Origin of the sequence: Mucilaginibacter sp. (genome assembly GCF_036568825.1) — a bacterium.
Classification (GTDB): domain Bacteria; phylum Bacteroidota; class Bacteroidia; order Sphingobacteriales; family Sphingobacteriaceae; genus Mucilaginibacter.
This window is the reverse complement of sequence record NZ_DATCRU010000086.1, coordinates 1-18554: the sequence shown is the minus strand read 5'-3', so window position 1 is coordinate 18554 and position 18554 is coordinate 1. Positions and strand designations below refer to the sequence as shown.

Here is an 18554-nt window from a genome sequence, read left to right as displayed (position 1 = left end):
ACTTTTCAACCTTACAACTTTCACTCAGCATGAACCAACTCCAATTATACATCAATGATCAGCTCGTCGACCTCAACGACGATAGTCCCATCGCCCTCACCTTCCAAATCAATAATCTCACAGAGGTGCAAAATCAACAAGGTAACACCAGCAACCAGTTCAAACTTCCGCTTACACAACGTAACCGACAGATACTTGGCTTCCCGGATGATATTGCCTTTACCACCAATGCACCCTATCAGCAATATCCTGCCAGGTTAATCCAGGATGGTCTGGAGATCATCCCTTATGGTATTGCTGAGCTTAACAGCATCGAACAGGATAATGCTAACGTTACTGTCTTATCCGGCAATGTCGATTTCTTCGACGCCATAGACGGGAAATTATATGACATGGGCGATAGCACCAGTCAATGGACCAACTACGGCCAAAACCTTGTCTGGAAAAATTATGATCATACCTGGAACCTCCAGAATGCAGCTATTTCCCAAACCAAAACCGACGGCTGGATATACCCGGTTATAGATTACGGATTTATTAACGGGCAGGATTTTACTCCATCTATCGATGTTCATTATCTCAGGCCAGGCTTCTTTATCAAATCAGCCATTGATCTGTTGTTACAATCAACTGGCTATAAAGGCAAAGGCTCATTGCTTGATGATCCGTTATACCCATTACTTATCTGCCAGTTCAGTAACAGTTCCTGGACGCATGGAACCGATTACCAGAACCAACCGGATAACCGGAGCTGTGCTGTAGCAACCGGAATTAATACATTACTTGATCATCCAAGTGACGCTAATCCAAACGGCACCCTGGTTTGGGATATCGTAAACTCAGACCCATCCAATCAATTCTCAGGCGGTACTACATTCGTATCGTCACAGACAAATAATGTGCTTGTTACCGTTACCTTTCCACATGTACGCATGACCGGTAAAATAACCGGCAATCATCCGACACATTTTAAAGTGGTTCTGATCACGCACACATCCTCTGGCGATGCCGAATCAGCAAGTATTGATTTTACCTGGGATATGGGTTCGTGGCAGAGAACCAGCGGTGACGGTGGCAATATTAGAGGAAATGTTGATATTTATAATACGGTAACTTCATTCCAAGCAACACTGAATTCTGGTGAAAGTGTGGAAGTGCGTTACACATGGCTGGGCGACAACCCCGCATCATTTGTCATTTACCAGGGCGCTACCTTCACCGTTCAGTCGCAAAATCAGAATGTACAATTCGGTCAAACCGTTCAGTGCGAACGCATCTTCCCCGATATCAGCCAGAAAGATCTGCTGAAAGATACCCTGCAGCGTTTTGGCATTATATGTCAAACGGATAACGCGACACGAACAGTAAGCTTCAACTCATTACGTGATATTGTGAATAATATCCCGATAGCAAAAGACTGGACTGGAAAATGCATTGATCAGGGTAAGCAGGTGTCATTTCAATTAGGCAATTATGCACAGGCGAATTATCTGAAATACAAAGAGGACGACAATGTATTACCAAAAGACTTTGCCAACGCACAGATCAATATCAATGATGCCACCCTCCCTGCAACAGCCGATCTCTCCCAGAGCCAGTTTGCCCCAACATTAAACAGACCATACTTTATAGGACAGATTGCACAAATAAAAATGATCGACAATACGTCCGGCAGTATGGATTTTTCCATTGGGGTATCGCCGCGCATCCTGGTTGATCAGAAAACTCATCTTCCATCCAATAAAACCGTTACGTTTACTGACGGCGTTAATAATATTATCGTAAACGATATCATCTCCACCCCCTATTTCTATAAACCTGAAGGCGATTATAACCTTTGCTTCTGCGATATGCCCGGAACAGCTAATACCACTTTGCCAGGACTAAAAACCAAATATTACCCCGAATTGCAAAAGGTGCTAACACAAACCAAAAAGGTGATCCGTTATTTCCTCTTAACTCCCCGGGACATTCTTGAGCTGGATTTGATGATACCAGTCTACTTGCAACAAGACAACGCCTATTACTACATCAATAAAATAGACAGCTGGCGCAAAGGTCAACCTTGTAAAGTGGAACTGGTAAAATTGGGATAGGTTGTTTCAGGCCCTCTCCTTTGGAGAGGATTTAGGTGAGGCAAGATAGTAAAACAAAATGTTTGTAAAATCAATTATTGATTCTTATATTTGCTAATATACTTAGCAAACCTTATTGTATGAAAAAGATTTTATCCCTTCTTATATTTTTACTCCCCTGCTTCGCGTTCGCTCAAAAAAAATCAATTGATGGGTTTATGGATATTCCGTTTGAAAGTGACTCAGCAACGGTAAAAGCTGCGGTGTTGGCAAAAGGAGGTATTAAGGTGGATTCACTTTCCAAAAAAGATCAGCTTACATTTTCCAATTTTTCTTTTAGCGACAGGCCTATAAACAATTTGAACGTTTTTTTTATGGACAATAAGGCCTATGATGCTTTCTTTGACTTTTCAAATACAGATGATATATTGAATTATTATGATAGTTTGGTTGCAGATATCACAGCAGTTTATGGAAAACCTGGAGAAGTTTATAATGCTCCGGGATATACTAATTCAGAAAAGATCAGAATGCTTCTAAAGGGAAATATTGATATAAGAACGTTATGGCAATCAAAAAATAGAAACGTGATATCTCTTCACATTGTTCTTTACGGCAATGCATTAATTCTTCGACTCAGGTATCAGAACACTGATCTTTCGAACGCGGCTGCAGCAAAAAGGCGATCCGATCTTTAAACAAAGTCCAATTTTTTTAATAATTTAATAAGCCTTCAACAATTTATCTTTCACATCAAATTATGCCAATTAGCATATAAAACATAATAACTCTTAAATATATGACTGACGACATTAACAAAAAAATCACGATTGATATAGAAATTATAAAAGATGGTCAGGATCAGATTGATCAATATAAAGCATCTATCGACAATCTTCGGAACAGTATCAGTGGCCTCAGCAAACCATTTGATACTCTTTCCGGAAATATTGACACCCTGAATAAAGACTTTTCGCAATTGGCTGCCAATGCTGAAAAAAGTGCTGCAAAATTATCCGAAACAGCAAAAGATCAGGGTACTCAGCTACAAACTACAACGGAAAATATAAAAAAAACGGGCACAGGAATATTTAGTTTCTTTAGCGATGGATTTAAAAAAGTCTTTAGTAACGTTATCGGTTTTTACAAATCTTCTTCAGATTCTGCGGGTAAGGCAATAGTCGATATTAATAAGGATGCCAATAAAAAAGCTGAAACGGACACGAAAGCATCCCAGGATAAAATCCGTGCAAGTATTATCGATAGCACTCAAAAAACTGCCGACTCGATTTTTTCTATAATGACTAAAAGCAATGATTCACAGCGTGACTATGAGATCTTAAAAGATGAAAGAGATAGAAAGGCTAGAATAGCGGCTGCTGGAGATGATAAGGCCCAAATAGCAAGTATTAACCAGACCTATGATAATCTAGAAAATAATGCAAAAAAGAAGGCTTTCAAAGCTGATCAAAATGCAGCAAGGGCGCAGGCAATTATAAATGGTGCCATTGCCATTACCAAAGCTGAAGCCACATTAGGCCCAATAGCCGGAACTATAGCAATAGGAGTTATTGCTGCACAAACAGCGGCACAATTAGCAATTATCAGCAAACAACAACCACCCGCACTTGCCAAAGGCGGTTATTTCAAATCAGATGGAAAGGGCGCTGTGCTATCAGGCTATAGTCATACAGACGATACCAATGCATTTCTGCGTTCCGGCGAAGCAGTTGTGGTCTCAGAAGCTATGCGCGATCCTTGGGCTCGCAACCTGGTCAGCGCTATCAATGTTGCTTATGGGGGTCGCGATTTCTCGGTTCCCCACCTGTCAAGAGGTTATGCTGTAGGTGGCATATTTACCGATGGCGGCAATGCCAACCGTTACTATAACCAACCTGCAAATGACCAAAAGAATTTAGCCAACACAGTAGCTTATCAAATGATCAATAACTTCCCTCCTGTATATGTCGATGTAAAAGACATCAACAATCAGCAAAACATCCTCGCCCAAACCATCAACAGGGTAAATCTATAACTGTGCATTAAAAGTCCTTCTCCCTTGGAGAAGGATTTAGGATGAGGCCCAACTTAATCCAACCCAATCAACCACTCAACCTAATCAACCACTTAACTCTCCCCATGAACATCAAAATCGCCAACACACTCTTCGACGACGGCATATTCTCCGAACTATACAAAGCAGGATTCATCACCGCTAAAGTTTTCACTTATCGCGAAATATATCTTTGGGTACAGGCACAAATACAAACCCGCGGCCTAACCAAGAACCAGGCAGTACTTGAAGCCGGCGGAAAATTCAACAGGGATGAGCGCACCATCTGGCGGGCGCTAAATAGTTTTGAGGAGAATTGATCATCAAAAAGGCGTTCATTGAAGTAATAATGATATTTAATAGACAAAAAACTTTCGGGGCGCACTTATAAAATTCCGCAATGCCCACTTTTCTGCATCATCTGTTGCCTTATCGTAAAGCTCTTTTAATAATGTGCGTCCTTTTTGCTCATCACCTAATAAAATAAACGCGATGGCTCTTCCTGCTTCATATTCAGATCGTTTTTTATTTTTAACGCTAATTGTGTCGAGTATCCGATTATATTTTGCTAAACCTTGCTTATAGTGTTGAATAGCAGAACTCGTATCATTATTATTTTCGCAGACACCACCAACGTCTATTTCTAAATCAGGATTTGTCGGCTCTATTCTAATCATCTGCTTCCCTGTCAGAATCGCCTCATTATATTTTTTATGTTCAAACTCAACCATAAATCTGTCAGAATATGCTAGGAAGTAGTTGCTATCAATTTTTATGGCTTGGTTAATAAGCTCTATTTTCTTTTCATACAAACTCTCTGCATCCAGACTCGGTTGTGTGGCCTCCAACATAAGCGCAGAATCGCTCAACTTTTTAGCTCTATCATAGTTAATACTTGACTGAGCACAAACATAATTGCTTGTAAGAAGATAAAATCCCGAAAATAAAATTGCCAGAATAAGTCGCTTCATCGGCTTAGGTTTTACTAAAATAGCAAATAATTGTCGTTCGCTGTAACAATTAGCCCCCTCACCCATCTAACATGATAAATCATATTTATCATGAATTGGAAATCCCCGTTCCGAAAAAAGACTGATACCCAAAAACCGAAGAAAAGCAAACTGCGCGAGTGGATGGATGCACTGCTATTCGCCTTCGTTGCTGCTACTATTATCCGTGGATTGCTTTTTTCAGCTTATGCCATTCCTTCCGGCTCTATGGAAGGGACGGAACTGGTTGGAGATTATCTTTTTGTAAGCAAGATCAGCTACGGTCCCCGCATAGCCAATACACCGCTTTCCATACCTTTTACCGAACCGAAAGTTTATGGTATAAAAACCTATCTCGACTGGATCAAACTACCCTATTGGCGTCTGCCGGGATTCACTGAGGTAAAAAAAGGCGACATTGTGGTATTCAACAAACCCGAAGAAGCCGATCCGCAATATAATTTACCCGTAGACGAACGCACCGCCCTAATCAAACGCTGTCAGGCAACACCAGGTGATGTACTGACCATTGTAAACGGACAAGTCTACATCAACGGCAAGGCCGCGCCGAATGCCCCTGATTCTCAAACCGATTATCGAATAGTTACTGACGGCTCCAATATCAACCCGGATTTCTATTCAAACTTAAATATTAAGCCATCTGAAACAGACAGTACACATACCGCCGTCACAATCCCATATAAAAATGTGACGGTCTTAAAAAGCAACTCTTTTATAAAAAGCGTAACCCCTTTTGTCCAGCCACCGGGCGTTTATGCTAAAGATGTCTTTCCACGCAATCCACTTTTTAAGTGGAACCAGGACAATTATGGCCCTCTGGTTATGCCTAAACGAGGATATACAATTCCACTAAATGATTCAACAATGGCATTATATCGGCGCGCTATTGAGCTATACGAACATAATAAAGTAGAAATCCAGGGTAACGATATTCTTCTAAACGGACAGAAAACTACCAGCTATACTTTTAAAATGAATTATTACTGGATGATGGGCGACAACCGTCACAACTCATGGGACTGCCGCTTCTGGGGCTATGTACCCGAGGATCACATCGTGGGTAAGGCAATGATCACCTTTTTCAGCACCGATTCAACACAAAATTTCTTCAGTAAGATCAGATGGAACAGGATATTTAAGCCGATAAATTAAATTAGTGAATTAACGATTGCTTGATTCAAGCGGATTATTTTTTCAAGCTGTCTATTTTTTCCAGACTATCTAATCGTTTCTTCTTGACAATAAGGTAGTTATTTGAAACATATCTGAGCGTAATTCGAGACTCATCAGGAAAAATATACACGCTGGTATCTGCATTTAATTTTATTGGCCCCAGCATAGTTATTGTTCTCTTGTATTTAGATGAGTCGTTTACAACACTTGCGCTACCGGTTATTTCATCAGTTCCAAAATAATATTTTTCGTTTTGGCTATATTTCTTATCTGCACCTCTAAATATCACAATTGTTTCAAATGGCCTGATGCTTATCATAACATCGTCAAATCTATCTTCATTACTCAATGAATAGTTTTTCAGCAATATACTATGGCTTGTTGAACTGTGTTGTGTATTACTAAAATCAATCTTTGCAAAAGAACCTGTTGTGATGATTGTCCACAAGATCACGTTTTTCTTAACAAGTGCCAGAAAATATGGTAAGTCTTTCATTGTAACAAGGTTTATCTCAAATCTACAAAATTCATAACACAATGGTAACACCACCTTAAAACCTAATTTTTTAGCAGGTCGTATAATAGGTAAACAAACCAAACAGATGACTGCCGTTCCACTCCCCCAAAAAGTTTATGAGCAATTCAGTACTTGCCCGCCCGATACGCTCGAAGATGAAATATCACGTACCTCCATCCGTTTACGGCTTCAGCAAGCGCCAAAAACTGACGAAGAACACCAGGTATACCAAAACGAACTTGACAGGTTAAGCGGGTTAAAATATTTAAGCCAGTTGCGTAAAGGCAAACTAAGCCGGGAAGATTTTGAGTTGAAAGTAAAACTAATAACCAATTTAAGTTGAGATTTAGCTAAATAAATATCCTGATAGGCCAGATCTATTTATCTCTCCCGGAAACGCCCAGCCGGTCAAAACTATCCACAATCAAACGGGCAATAACCGAATCCCCTTTATCCGATGGGTGCAGACCGTCATAAGTCATGTTGATAGCTGCCGGAGGATAAGGATACTCATCGGTTTTTGGATCATAGGGAATCGTCGTCGACTCCGGATATAGAAAATCTTTGTATTTACCTGTTTGCGGATCCTTCAGGCGTTTAAAATTGACTATATTCTTAATATCAAACCGTGGATCATGATAAATATCGATCACTGGCAGATGTTCATATTTTCCAATGGCGATCACCGCATCCGCAACTTCCGACAGCAACTGCCCGTTTTTCGGCTTGTAAGATCCATAGGCATTATTGTTGTGATCAAGCACATAAACAAAATCACTGCGCTGCATGGGCGTTATCAATATTATTTTAGCCTGCCCGTTCAACTGGCGAACTTTATCTATAATTATCCGGAATGAACCAAAAACAGTCCCTGTTCCGGTTGCATTTTTATAATCATTAATATTGCCAACAGGAACACCGCCCCACCAATCGTTCGTTCCCAGGAAAATAGTATAAACGTCAGCCTTTATAAGCCCCAGTTTGTCTATGTTGGCTGCAATGTCGGTTGATTTCCATCCGTTGTGGCCTTGGTTAATGTATTGAACGTTTGGCAATGTGGCTGTAACCCGGCTCAGATAGCCACTGGTCACTCTGTTCATTGTTTCATCCGGGTGATCGTTTAAATAAGTAATCGAGTCGCCGATCGCTACCCAAACTATTTTCTTTTGGCCGAAAGAGCTGAATAATATAATGGCAATCAATAATATCAGGTATTTTTTCATAGAAAGATATATAGATGAATCGCTTTTATTCCGTAAGAGATGGTTCAATCTGAATGGGTATCCTTAAACGAACCCTACAAACTTTTCCCGCAATACTGCCGGGCTTCCATTTAGGCCCATTTCTTAAAAATTTAAAATTCTTTCTTTCGTTTCCGGACATCCACCCTTAACAGCTTTTATATGAGTTAATCGTCCGTTCTTTTCGACCACAAATTCAATGACTACCTTTAAATCGCTCAAGTCTTTTAAACAATTTTGAGGAATGACTATTATTTTTTGAAGTGATTTGTAAAAGCCGACCTGGCCGCCCGGGAATTGAGGCTCCTTCTCAACGGCTGTGTAGATTTTATCCGGATTAGTTATGTGCTTTGACTGTGCATTCGCAAAACATACACAAATCGTCAAATTAATGACAAGGAGTATTTTTTCCAATCGATTAGAGTCAGGTTTATGAGCTATTACAAAAATAGAAATTCTCCACCACTGACAAAATCCTGGCACCACCATCTTGAACAACTATCCCGATATTTGAATATATCAATCAGAACACGATTAAAGGATTAAAAGAATCACCATGATCTTGCAAATCCGATAAATCTAAAAATCGTGTTCAAACCACTGACAAATCCCTGTCACCACCTTAACAAACAATAAACCCGATCTTTGAAATATGCCAATCAGCAGAATAATCATTATCTATCTGACAGCGCTGGTAATCTATTATTGGAGAGAATCAGAAATTGAACAAGATTAAGTGATTCAATCTTGAAAATCTCGATAATCCCAAAATTGTGTTCATCTCAAATCTCACGTCTCAAATCTCACATCTTAAAAAATGTACAAAATCTACCTATACGACACCGAAACCGATAACATCGGCTCAGGCACTTTATCATCAGCTTACATTCAGGCCGAGCTGCAAAACGCAGCCGGCCAGGATGTAGAAATACACATCAGTTCCGTCGGCGGCAGCGCTTTCGACGCCATTGCTATCTACGACCTACTAAAAAAGTACCCTGGCAAAGTAACAACCTATATAGATGCACTGGCCGCCTCCGCCGCTTCCATAGTGGCTATGGGCGGCCAGACGGTGGCGATGAGCAAATATGCCTTGCTCATGATCCACAAACCAATGGTTGGCTCGGGCGGCAATGCCGATGAATTATTGAAAGATGTACAAATGCTCAATGTAGTTCAATCGCGCCTCGCACAGATCTATATGGACAAAACCGGTTTGGACGGAGTTACTGTGAACAGTTTGATCAACTCCGTCACCTGGATGACTGCAGATCAGGCGCTCGATCTGGGTTTTATCGACCAAATTGAGGATTACAGTCAACCTATCATTAATAGTGCACTTATCAAAAAATATACTGACTCGGCACCTGCCATTTATCGACGCTGCATCAACAAGCTCTTAAACACAAATACAAACATGAACATTGAAAACAAGGACCTTATCGAAAAAACCACAACGGTTTTGGATAAGATTATGAACTTCTTCAGGAAGGTCGTCAACAAACAAACCATTACCGACAAAGGCACATTACATCATGCCGGAGAACTGGACGAAGGTACAGAAGTGTACCAGGATGAAGACATGACCACTCCGGCGACAGCTGACTGCTATACCACCCCATCGGGCCAGAAGGTAGCAGTAAAAGGCGGAAAAGTGCAATCGGTAACACCCTCAAGTGATCCGGATGCTGACGATGATGACGATACCGACATTTCTGATGACTTCCTCATCAATCCCAGGAAAAAAACTGACGTACAAAATCGTATCCGTTCGATCAAAGCTAAATTACATGCACAAAATGCCCTGCTAGCGGAAGCAAAAGCAGCGCTTGATGCAGCAAATGGTCGCCTGAACAAAACCCGCGATGAAATAAAAAACGAGATCCACTCCGACTTCACTCCCGAAAACTCCCGCCGCAGCAACAAAGCCAAATCCGAACCGGCCCCATTCTTCGCCCCGCAATCCACTCTCGCAAAAAACGCTGTTAAAAAAGCTATTGCTAAATAGTTGAAAAGGTTGTATTGGTTGTAAAAGTTGGAGTGGTTAAAAAGGCCGACTTTTAAATTTTAAGGCGACAACCCTATCTTCTATAACTACAATTAATTCAGCCAATACAACTTCTTTACAACTACTACAACCTCTACAACCAATACAACCTCTACAACTACTACAACCTCTACAACTACTACAACCTTTACAACCCCTACAACAAATACAACCAAAATGCCCCAATTTACATTTACAAACAATACCTACGCCGGCGAAGCGCTGGCAGGTTTTATGGCCAGCACATTACTGGAAGCCGATTCGGTGAAACGCGGTTTGCTGACTGTTATTAACGACGTCAAATCCCGCAAGGTCATCCTTGATGTGGACGACGACGTAGTGCTACAGGACCCTTCCGGTATATTCGCCGACCAGGGAACCACCGCATTACAAAACGAAAGCTACCTCGACCCGGTAGTATACGAGTTTATGAAACAGGAACAATGGGACAAACTCGTCCAGTCATGGGAATCACAAAGCCTTAAACCAGGTGCCTTTATGGATTACGAAGGTGTTGTCGATTTGTCAGATTTTATGGTTCAGCGCTATTTAACCAAAATTCAAATTGCAAATGAACGCCTATATTGGTTGGGTAAATCCGCAACTAAAGAAGCCGCCTTTACAGCTTCATTCGCGGGTTTATTGCCAACTATCTCAGCAGCTACAGGCGTTTATAAAGTAGGCTTGGGCAAATCAGCAACCTCTATGACCGCTACAGCTATCGATGCTTCAGGAGTAGTTACCGTATCCGATACCTCTACCTTGTCTGATGGCGACGTGGTAACCATTACCGCTGTAACCGGTACCAGCAAAGATACTACCAATGGCGCGCCGGGTATCGCAATTCAAGGTCAGTCTTATTTCATTCAGATAGCAAGCGGTACAACCTTTAAACTGGTTCGCAATTTCAATGAGATCAATACGCGCAAACCGGCAACTTTCAGCGGAACTGCAACCGCAGCTACTGTCAGCTATATTAACGCCAGCAACGTATTAGGCGTATTGAGCAGCGTTTATTCACAACTCGACCCTGCCGATCGCAGCCAGGAAGACTTCAACCTGCAAATCCCCCTGCATATAGGTTATGCTTATGCACAGGCTCAGGCAAACAAAGCAACAAACGTCCTGAATGCTTTCTCTGACCCTAAAAAAATGGATTATTTAGGTGTACCTCTTCAACTGATGAACCATTGGCAGGCAAATACTATTCTTGGTGCACGCTCATCAAACTTGTTTTTAGGAGTCGATTTGTTAGGTGATGCATCCGAACTGTCAACTGTTTACATGAAGCCTTACACTAACGACAACGTAGTGCGCATGAAGGCCCGAATGAAAGCCGCCGTGAACTACAAATTTGCCAACGAGATTTTTTACTTGAGCGCCTGATCATAATGAGTGAATGAGTGAGTTAGCGATTTAGTGAATGCAAAAAATAAGCTACTGATCTTTTATTAAATTGATAATTCATTAAATCAAATAATTAACTCACTCATTCGCTAACTCACTCATTCACTAATTAAACAACACATGTCAATTTACAACAAAATAAACGCAGGGTTCAGCCTGGGTACAGCGGATCCCGTCACTTCCGGTATCGAGGATGTCATCTACATCTTCAATCAGGATGACATCACCCTAACCTACAATATCAGTAATCCACTTATCGTAACCGGTCTCACTGCTGTATCCGGAGCCAAGATCTACAAGTTCGAAGGTACCAACAACAGCTTCAATACCATGTCGAAACTGGCCAAAACACAGGTTGGGCCACGTTATACCGAGGAAATCGATTTTAACATTGCCGGCTTATCAACCGATATCAAAACACAGCTAATGGCAATGGGCTACGGACGGGTAAAAGCTATCGCTGTTAACAATTACAAATCAGGCGATTCGGCTATCGAATTATTTGGTGCAGTTAACGGCCTGATCCTGACCGATGCCGAGCGCAACGCAGCCGACGAAACCCTGGAAGGCGGTTACAAACTTAAATTAACCAATCCCGACAAAATGCGGGAACCCTACCCTCCCCGTGCTGTATCCATCGCACCAGAAAGCGGATCAGCAACTTACGCCAGCACACTTGCCGCTATTGAAGCGCTGGCGGCATAGTGAATTGTGAATAGTGAATAAACGTCGCAAACGCGGTCACCCCTCTGCTGGTATCAAGACAATTAAAACGGCGCGATTCATCACTCACTATGAATTCACTATTCACCACTGACTACTCACACAAATCGGTGTAATCACCAATAAAATCTGTGTAATCACAAAAATTAATGAAAACCTATCTACCACAAATTGAACGCCGCATATTAGTACGTCCTAATCAAACTTTCGGCATACTGAATTACGACCTCGACAATGCCTATCCTCAACGCATGCTGGAACTGGTTGCATCTTCACCTACAGCAAAAGACTGCTGGAACAAACGGGCAAAATTTATAGGCGGAACCGGTTTTGAGCAGATCGATCTGGGTAAGGCGGTGATCAATTCAAAAGGGCTCACACTCGCAAAATTGTTAAAGGCTGTCGCTTCCGATAAAGCTTTATTTACAGGCTTCGGCATTCATATCAACTATAATGCTGCTTACAAAGTGGCTTCAGTGAATTATATGAAATTCGAAGACATTCGCATGGGCGATACCGATTCGCCGGAGACTGCCGACAAATATGCCTTATACTCCGATTGGGGACGCAAAACCTGGAAAAACATCATGCGCAGCAAGATCACTTTCCTGGATAAATACAACCCTGATCCGACGGCCATTAAACAACAGGTAATTGCTGCAGGCGGATGGGATAAGTATAAAGGGCAGCTCTTTTACTTTAACCCCGAAGTTGATGATTATCCGTTGATTGAAGCCGACAGCGTTTGGGAAGATTTTGAAACCGAAGCCGGCATCAAAATATTCAACAACCGCGAGGTAACCACAGGCTTTCTGCCGTCAACCATGCTCTTTATGCAATCACGCAGAGAGGAAGCAGATAATAGTCGCCCTGACAGCGATGAGCAGCATTATTACAATGTACCTTCACAATTGGAGCGCGACCTTGGTACTTTCCAGGGAGCAAAAAGCGCACAGAAGATCATTGTGATCGAATATGAAGATGAGAACTCAAAGCCCGAGTTCAAGCCTTATTCTATCCAAAATAATGACAAACTATTTGAGTCGACGGAAAAATCAGTAGAGGCACGTATAATCAAAGGCTTCTCGATACCAAAGGAATTGATTAACGCTGAAAAATCATCCGGCTTGAGTAATGGCGGCGAAAAGAAAGAAGCCATCCGCGAATTCAACGATAACACCGCCCCCGACAGGCAGGAATTATCTGAAACCTTCGCCGAAATATTTGGCAACTTCTGCACCAATATCAACCCATCCTGTAACTGGAATATCTTACCTGTACCAACCTCAGTCGCCGACGACAATGCCGGCATCACCGCAGGAAACAGCATCAACGACCTGCTGCTTTCCACAATACCAACCCAAAACAAAATCGCCACCCTGGTTTACGCCTACGGCTTTAAACAGGAAGAAGCAGAGAGAATGGTTGATTAGTTGATTGAGTTAAGTGGTTGATTGCGGTTGAACTTGCACATTGACCAATCTATTCAGCCAGTCGCAGAGTTGACTCACCCCGAATGCGCTACGCTGTTAGTCCCTCTCTATGGCAAGCCATAAAGAGGGAGAAGAAAAAATTAAAAAATAAAAAATCCCCTCTTTATGCGCAGCATAGAGAGGGTGGTCGAGCGAAGCTATGACCGGGTGAGTCAACTCTACGCCACAACACTGTGCCATCAATCTAACATAATCAACCATTTAACCAACTCACTCATTCACTCATTCACTCATTCACTCATTAACAAAATGCCCACCCCATACCTGATCGACCAGATCACATTTCAAAACTACGAGGACTTATCGGTCAACATCAAATCCGACCGGATAAAAGTCTTCGTTAAAAAAGCACAGGAGCTCGATCTGAAGCCTTTCCTGGGTCATGCTTTGTATTATGATTTTATCCAGTATTTCAATGTTGACGGTACATTGCAGGATAATACCCCCCAGCAGTACAAAGACCTGTTGAACGGCACTGAGTACCTCGACCGCTATGGTCACATCGTTCTTTATGAAGGCTTGTTGCCGACCTTGGTTTATTTCACCTTTGCCCGCTTTGTCGAGGCCGACGCAGTACATTACACATCCTCAGGCCCCGTGATCAAACACCACGACAATGCCGACCCACTTTCGCCCCAGGATATAACCAAACTGGTACAGCAACACAGAAGCGTAGCCAATGCCCACGCCAACGAAGTAGAAAAATTCCTGCGCGACCATAAAGCCGATTTCCCGCTATGGCAATTCAACCCTAAAAACAGGAGCAGCCGCCAGGCCGGCCCACGCATCCGCAGTATTGACAAAACAGCCTTCAATTATCCCGGCGATGATTATGCAGGCAACTACTTACCGCTCGATTCAATCCTAAATAATTAAGCAAAAAGGGTATCAAACTGAGCCAGCCTGTCCTGAGTTTATCGAAGGATAGTGCGGTGCGATAAACCTCGTTTACTATATTTTGGATTCCTTCACATGAAACCAACCGTCAATAGACCAGCTTCGGCCAAAATCAGACAAAACAATGGTGGCCTCAAGCGCAGGAAAGGGCATTAACAAACTTTGCCGAAGCAAGGGCCAGAGCGAACGATAGTAGGGCAAAGTATTGTCCCGATAATTATCGGGATGGTTTTGTCTGATTTGCAGGGCAAAGGCCAGGTGCGGCAAAGAAGCAAGCGTCTATTGACTTGATTTTTTGGTTACTTTTTTATCAAGAAAAAAGTAACAGCCTAGCGGCAATTGAGCAGCCCACACACCAATTGAAACAACAATATCATTATGTCTGACAAAAAAATAACCGAACTCCCCATAGCCACATCCATCAGCACCTCTGATATTTCAATCCTGGTAGATAACGGCACCGATTACCAATTCGCCTTCTCTACCCTGCTGGGATTTATCGGTTCCAACCTAAACCTCGGCGCCAATATCTCCTTCGGCGGAACACTACCTCAAAACACCATTGGCAAAAACGGCGATGTATTCATCAATACCTCAGCAGGCAATTTCGCACAAAAAATATCCGGCGTGTGGACCGTCGTATATACCCTTCCATCATCTTCAGGCTCAACAGATGGAACGGTGTTATATGGCCTGGGTGTTCCGGGCAGCGCAACCGGAAACAACAATGATACCTACATCAATACCGGAACCGGCATTTTCTACAAGAAATCAGCCGGTACCTGGAACCAGTCATTTTCCATGCAGACCGGACCCGCCGGACCACAAGGCATACCTGGAACCAACGGCACAAATGGCACCAACGGCAAATCCATTCTCAATGGAACAACCGATCCTTCCAACCTGTCAACCGGTGCTGATGGCGACTTCTATATCAATACCAGCACATTCATGTTCTTTGGCCCGAAAGCCGGGGGAGTATGGCCGGATGGTGTAAGTTTAGCCGGAGCCGATGGTGCAATCGGGCCAACCGGAGCTACAGGCCCAACAGGTCCGCAGGGAATAAAAGGCGATACCGGCGACACAGGTCCTGCCGGGCCGGCAGGAACAGGCGTACCAACCGGTGGAACCGCCGGACAGGTATTAGCCAAAATAGACGGCACCGATTACAATGATCACTGGATAGACCCACCCGCCACAGGGCCATCTATTGATGACACAACCGCTTCGACCACATCGGTATACAGCAGCGCCAAAACCACCAGCCTGGTAAATGCCGAAGCCACCGCCCGCCAATCAGCCGCCAATAAATTCAATGCAAACTTTACGCAATCCATTATTTAGTTGATTAGGTTGAAGTGGTTGTAAAAGTTGTAAAGGTTGGAATTGTTAGAGATTACACCACTACAACTACTTCAGCTACTACAACTTCTCCAACCTTTCTAACCACTACAACCAATGACAAGTAACTCAAATCAAACCGTCTTCGCCACTTTAACCTCAACCTATGTTGCCGTAAAGCTGGCATCAGGGTTGGCAGCCAACACAGCCACCCTGCTTTTTACAGGAGCAACCAACGGCTCGGTCATCACCGATATACTTTTCAGAAGCACCGAAACCTCCACCGCCCGCAACCTCGACTTCTTCATAGGAAACACCGCCACAGCCGAAAACAACCTGGTGCAGGTAAGCATCCCGGCAAACTCGGGCAATAACGGTAGCACCACCCTGGCATCTCTGGCAGCACTAGCCCCTGCGGTATTCGACCTCGACCTGGCAGGCAACCGCGTCATCACTATCGAAAGCGGCCTACCCCTTTACGTAGTAAACAAAACCGCCCTAACCGCCGATATCTACGTACGACTAAAAACAAGAGGATTCTAACATGCAGCTGGCAGTATCCACATCACAAAACCACGCCATAATGCGCCGGAAGAAAAATGTCTGGTATAGTGTCCGCGATGGTAATTGGGAAGATCCGAACACGTGGATGAGTAATGCGTTGGCTAAGCATCTAATTACCGTACCCCAGAGCGCTGATGATGTATACATAGGTCATTCCGTAAATCTTGATACGAACAGTTTACAATCTACTACAATAAACAACCTTTTTATTTCGGGGAAATTAACAGCTGCAAATGCATCTCAAATCCTCACAATAAATGGGAATCTGCAAGTTACAGGGTTTATTGATTTTACAGGCTCAAATATAACTGTTAACTTAAATGGACTTTCAAACTCAATTCAATACTCAAACTTTACACCTGGGAACTCGACAATAAACTTTGGAGCACCTTATAATGATCAGTTTATCTTAAATCTACCATATAAAAATCTAAGCACAACTGGTGCTCAAAAATATATGGTAAGTGATTTGACGATTTCGGGAACATTCACCCCATTAAGTGGTTTTGAATGTGGAGCATATAATTTGGTAGTAAATGGCAATTCCACAATAGGTCAAACGGGCCAGCCATATAAATTTACAAAGAATTCTTCAACTGGATCACTACTATTTATTGGCAGTGCAGATTTTGAAGGAATCACTGATTTATCAGTAGGAAACCCAAACGTTGAGTTTAGAGAGGGATTGATTATACACACCTTTAATTTAACAACAGGGTCAGGAACTTGGACATTTTCAACTAACAGTCAAACTCTTAATTGCGCTGCATATGTAGGAGGAGTATGGAATGCTGCTATTGTTGTTTCGGGTTCTATTACGGTTACATTAACGGGTGGCACACTTCAAACTAATAGCACTATTAGTGGCACTGTATCGAGTTCTACTTTTAATAATAATGGCGTTCTTTGGTTAGGTTACAACCATGTGCCAATGGCAACCGGAATTTTTAATTATAAAAACACCTCATCTTCTACGCTTGGCTATGTATTTAATGGCGATTTCACCTTACCGTATACATCTTATGCGAATCTTTTTATAGGAGGTTCAAGCGGCACAAAACATCTAAGTGACTCCACTATAGTAAATCAAACTTTAGTAATAGGTTCAAATGGTTTTGCTGGCTCGATACTTGATTGTTCAGGATTTGATTTGGATGTAAAAGGCGCATTTACTTGTTATGATGCTTTTTTGGCAAGCTCATTCTGCAATATAACTTTTGAGGGCGCTGCAAGATTCGATCACGGATCAAATACTTCAACCGTAGTGGATTTAAGAGCAGGCAACCCAAATGTTGAATTCAGAGCTGGTCTTACTTTGAGTGTATATTCTGTTTACACTGGAACAGGTACTTTTAAATTTACAACGACAAATCAGATTGTTGATTTTGCCATAATTAATGGAGGCGTATTGGCATGCAGCTGGCTTGTAAGTGGAGCGATATCTGTCATTCATTTGCATGGCAATGTCCTGGTACCAATGACAGGCACAATTAATGGAGATAATACATCTTCAACATTTGATTGCAGAGGCATACTTACTTACCAAAATACTACGGCGCCAATGATAACCGGCAAACTATACTGTAATCAAGCGACCAATACATTTGTTTATGGTGCATCGGGCAATCAGGATATTCAAATACCATCCGACCCAACTTCAGGCTATCAAAACCTCACATTAAATGGTTCAGGGGCAAAAAGGCTGTTGGGTAATATATCTGTAAAAGGAACATATATCCTCACTTCCCCTGCTACATTAAATACCAATGGATTTACATTGACGAATCCTTAGCAAAAAAATAATTTTATTCATTAAATCCCTATTCCTCTTTCCCTCATGCAAAACCTCACCCTCTGGCAGCGTATCACCGCTGATACGCCTGCATTTTTCAAAAAAGTACAAGTATTCGGCGTTGGCCTGGCTGGTCTTGGCGGTACATTGGCTACCATTCATGGTATTCCTTCAGGCCTCACTGCTTCTTTAATTTCGGCAGGGTCGGCCGTAGCAGCCAT

General features: G+C 42.4%; 19 protein-coding genes. 14 read left to right on the top strand and 5 right to left on the bottom strand.

The window, feature by feature from the left end; all coding sequences use genetic code 11:
- Nucleotides 1-29: 29 nt before the first annotated feature.
- From VIM89_RS18670 to VIM89_RS18655, 4 genes are all read left to right on the top strand, one after another.
- Nucleotides 30-2096 (top strand): hypothetical protein, encoded by a 2067-nt coding sequence (locus VIM89_RS18670; RefSeq protein WP_488157696.1) that lies wholly within the window; start codon nt 30-32, stop codon nt 2094-2096.
- A gap of 119 nt (nt 2097-2215) precedes the next feature.
- Nucleotides 2216-2773, top strand: coding sequence for a hypothetical protein (locus tag VIM89_RS18665; RefSeq protein ID WP_488157695.1), 558 nt, complete (start codon nt 2216-2218; stop codon nt 2771-2773).
- 101 nt (nt 2774-2874) lie between these two features.
- Nucleotides 2875-4110, top strand: coding sequence for a hypothetical protein (locus tag VIM89_RS18660; RefSeq protein WP_488157694.1), 1236 nt, complete (start codon nt 2875-2877; stop codon nt 4108-4110).
- A 104-nt stretch (nt 4111-4214) separates the two neighbouring features.
- Nucleotides 4215-4448 carry a hypothetical protein gene (locus VIM89_RS18655; RefSeq protein ID WP_488157693.1) on the top strand — a complete coding sequence of 78 codons (234 nt, stop codon included), beginning with the start codon at nt 4215-4217 and terminating at the stop codon, nt 4446-4448.
- 36 nt (nt 4449-4484) lie between these two features.
- On the opposite strand, the gene VIM89_RS18650 is transcribed toward VIM89_RS18655, so the two are convergent.
- The gene (locus VIM89_RS18650; RefSeq protein WP_488157692.1) at nt 4485-5099 is read right to left on the bottom strand and encodes a tetratricopeptide repeat protein; all 615 of its coding nucleotides are present in this window, start codon (nt 5097-5099) and stop codon (nt 4485-4487) included.
- A gap of 90 nt (nt 5100-5189) precedes the next feature.
- Between VIM89_RS18650 and lepB the strand changes: the two genes are divergently transcribed.
- Nucleotides 5190-6290, top strand: a complete 1101-nt coding sequence (gene lepB / locus VIM89_RS18645) for a signal peptidase I (RefSeq protein ID WP_488157691.1) — start codon at nt 5190-5192, stop codon at nt 6288-6290.
- A gap of 34 nt (nt 6291-6324) precedes the next feature.
- Here lepB and VIM89_RS18640 read toward each other — a convergent pair whose 3' ends face one another.
- Nucleotides 6325-6807, bottom strand: a complete 483-nt coding sequence (locus VIM89_RS18640) for a hypothetical protein (protein WP_488157690.1) — start codon at nt 6805-6807, stop codon at nt 6325-6327.
- Between the two features lie 106 nt (nt 6808-6913).
- On the opposite strand from VIM89_RS18640, the gene VIM89_RS18635 reads away from it, so the two are divergent.
- Nucleotides 6914-7171, top strand: coding sequence for a hypothetical protein (locus VIM89_RS18635; protein ID WP_488157689.1), 258 nt, complete (start codon nt 6914-6916; stop codon nt 7169-7171).
- Nucleotides 7172-7205: 34 nt separating this feature from the next.
- Here VIM89_RS18635 and VIM89_RS18630 read toward each other — a convergent pair whose 3' ends face one another.
- On the bottom strand, nt 7206-8051 hold the full coding sequence (locus VIM89_RS18630; protein ID WP_488157688.1) for an SGNH/GDSL hydrolase family protein: 846 nt from the start codon (nt 8049-8051) through the stop codon (nt 7206-7208).
- A gap of 123 nt (nt 8052-8174) precedes the next feature.
- Nucleotides 8175-8483 (bottom strand): hypothetical protein, encoded by a 309-nt coding sequence (locus VIM89_RS18625; RefSeq protein ID WP_488157687.1) that lies wholly within the window; start codon nt 8481-8483, stop codon nt 8175-8177.
- Nucleotides 8484-8886: 403 nt separating this feature from the next.
- Between VIM89_RS18625 and VIM89_RS18620 the strand changes: the two genes are divergently transcribed.
- Nucleotides 8887-10077, top strand: coding sequence for a head maturation protease, ClpP-related (locus VIM89_RS18620; RefSeq protein WP_488157686.1), 1191 nt, complete (start codon nt 8887-8889; stop codon nt 10075-10077).
- Between the two features lie 92 nt (nt 10078-10169).
- Here VIM89_RS18620 and VIM89_RS18615 read toward each other — a convergent pair whose 3' ends face one another.
- Nucleotides 10170-10292 (bottom strand): hypothetical protein, encoded by a 123-nt coding sequence (locus VIM89_RS18615; protein WP_488157685.1) that lies wholly within the window; start codon nt 10290-10292, stop codon nt 10170-10172.
- A 1-nt stretch (nt 10293) separates the two neighbouring features.
- Here VIM89_RS18615 and VIM89_RS18610 point away from each other — a divergent pair, with 1 nt between their 5' ends.
- The 7 genes from VIM89_RS18610 (at nt 10294) to VIM89_RS18580 (ending at nt 18333) form a co-directional block, all read left to right on the top strand.
- On the top strand, nt 10294-11502 hold the full coding sequence (locus VIM89_RS18610) for a hypothetical protein (RefSeq protein ID WP_488157684.1): 1209 nt from the start codon (nt 10294-10296) through the stop codon (nt 11500-11502).
- Nucleotides 11503-11643: 141 nt separating this feature from the next.
- A complete protein-coding gene (locus tag VIM89_RS18605) occupies nt 11644-12228 on the top strand; it encodes a hypothetical protein (protein ID WP_488157683.1) in 585 nt (194 codons plus the stop codon).
- Nucleotides 12229-12395: 167 nt separating this feature from the next.
- Nucleotides 12396-13679, top strand: a complete 1284-nt coding sequence (locus VIM89_RS18600) for a hypothetical protein (protein ID WP_488157682.1) — start codon at nt 12396-12398, stop codon at nt 13677-13679.
- A 309-nt stretch (nt 13680-13988) separates the two neighbouring features.
- The gene (locus tag VIM89_RS18595; RefSeq protein ID WP_488157681.1) at nt 13989-14615 is read left to right on the top strand and encodes a DUF6712 family protein; all 627 of its coding nucleotides are present in this window, start codon (nt 13989-13991) and stop codon (nt 14613-14615) included.
- Between the two features lie 399 nt (nt 14616-15014).
- Nucleotides 15015-15980, top strand: a complete 966-nt coding sequence (locus VIM89_RS18590) for a hypothetical protein (RefSeq protein WP_488157680.1) — start codon at nt 15015-15017, stop codon at nt 15978-15980.
- A gap of 114 nt (nt 15981-16094) precedes the next feature.
- Nucleotides 16095-16520 carry a hypothetical protein gene (locus tag VIM89_RS18585; protein ID WP_488157679.1) on the top strand — a complete coding sequence of 142 codons (426 nt, stop codon included), beginning with the start codon at nt 16095-16097 and terminating at the stop codon, nt 16518-16520.
- A 40-nt stretch (nt 16521-16560) separates the two neighbouring features.
- Nucleotides 16561-18333 carry a hypothetical protein gene (locus tag VIM89_RS18580; protein WP_488157678.1) on the top strand — a complete coding sequence of 591 codons (1773 nt, stop codon included), beginning with the start codon at nt 16561-16563 and terminating at the stop codon, nt 18331-18333.
- Nucleotides 18334-18554 lie beyond the last annotated feature (221 nt).

Excerpts from the sequence above, each read along its gene's own strand:
- VIM89_RS18580 (WP_488157678.1), top strand. The coding sequence starts at position 16,561 with ATGCGCCGGAAGAAAAATGTCTGGTATAGTGTCCGCGATGGTAATTGG.
- VIM89_RS18605 (WP_488157683.1), top strand. The coding sequence starts at position 11,644 with ATGTCAATTTACAACAAAATAAACGCAGGGTTCAGCCTGGGTACAGCG.
- VIM89_RS18600 (WP_488157682.1), top strand. The coding sequence starts at position 12,396 with ATGAAAACCTATCTACCACAAATTGAACGCCGCATATTAGTACGTCCT.
- VIM89_RS18590 (WP_488157680.1), top strand. The coding sequence starts at position 15,015 with ATGTCTGACAAAAAAATAACCGAACTCCCCATAGCCACATCCATCAGC.
- VIM89_RS18620 (WP_488157686.1), top strand. The coding sequence starts at position 8,887 with ATGTACAAAATCTACCTATACGACACCGAAACCGATAACATCGGCTCA.
- VIM89_RS18635 (WP_488157689.1), top strand. The coding sequence starts at position 6,914 with ATGACTGCCGTTCCACTCCCCCAAAAAGTTTATGAGCAATTCAGTACT.
- lepB (WP_488157691.1), top strand. The coding sequence starts at position 5,190 with ATGAATTGGAAATCCCCGTTCCGAAAAAAGACTGATACCCAAAAACCG.
- VIM89_RS18610 (WP_488157684.1), top strand. The coding sequence starts at position 10,294 with ATGCCCCAATTTACATTTACAAACAATACCTACGCCGGCGAAGCGCTG.
- VIM89_RS18585 (WP_488157679.1), top strand. The coding sequence starts at position 16,095 with ATGACAAGTAACTCAAATCAAACCGTCTTCGCCACTTTAACCTCAACC.
- VIM89_RS18630 (WP_488157688.1), bottom strand. The coding sequence starts at position 8,051 with ATGAAAAAATACCTGATATTATTGATTGCCATTATATTATTCAGCTCT.
- VIM89_RS18655 (WP_488157693.1), top strand. The coding sequence starts at position 4,215 with ATGAACATCAAAATCGCCAACACACTCTTCGACGACGGCATATTCTCC.
- VIM89_RS18640 (WP_488157690.1), bottom strand. The coding sequence starts at position 6,807 with ATGAAAGACTTACCATATTTTCTGGCACTTGTTAAGAAAAACGTGATC.
- VIM89_RS18650 (WP_488157692.1), bottom strand. The coding sequence starts at position 5,099 with ATGAAGCGACTTATTCTGGCAATTTTATTTTCGGGATTTTATCTTCTT.
- VIM89_RS18595 (WP_488157681.1), top strand. The coding sequence starts at position 13,989 with ATGCCCACCCCATACCTGATCGACCAGATCACATTTCAAAACTACGAG.
- VIM89_RS18660 (WP_488157694.1), top strand. The coding sequence starts at position 2,875 with ATGACTGACGACATTAACAAAAAAATCACGATTGATATAGAAATTATA.
- VIM89_RS18670 (WP_488157696.1), top strand. The coding sequence starts at position 30 with ATGAACCAACTCCAATTATACATCAATGATCAGCTCGTCGACCTCAAC.
- VIM89_RS18665 (WP_488157695.1), top strand. The coding sequence starts at position 2,216 with ATGAAAAAGATTTTATCCCTTCTTATATTTTTACTCCCCTGCTTCGCG.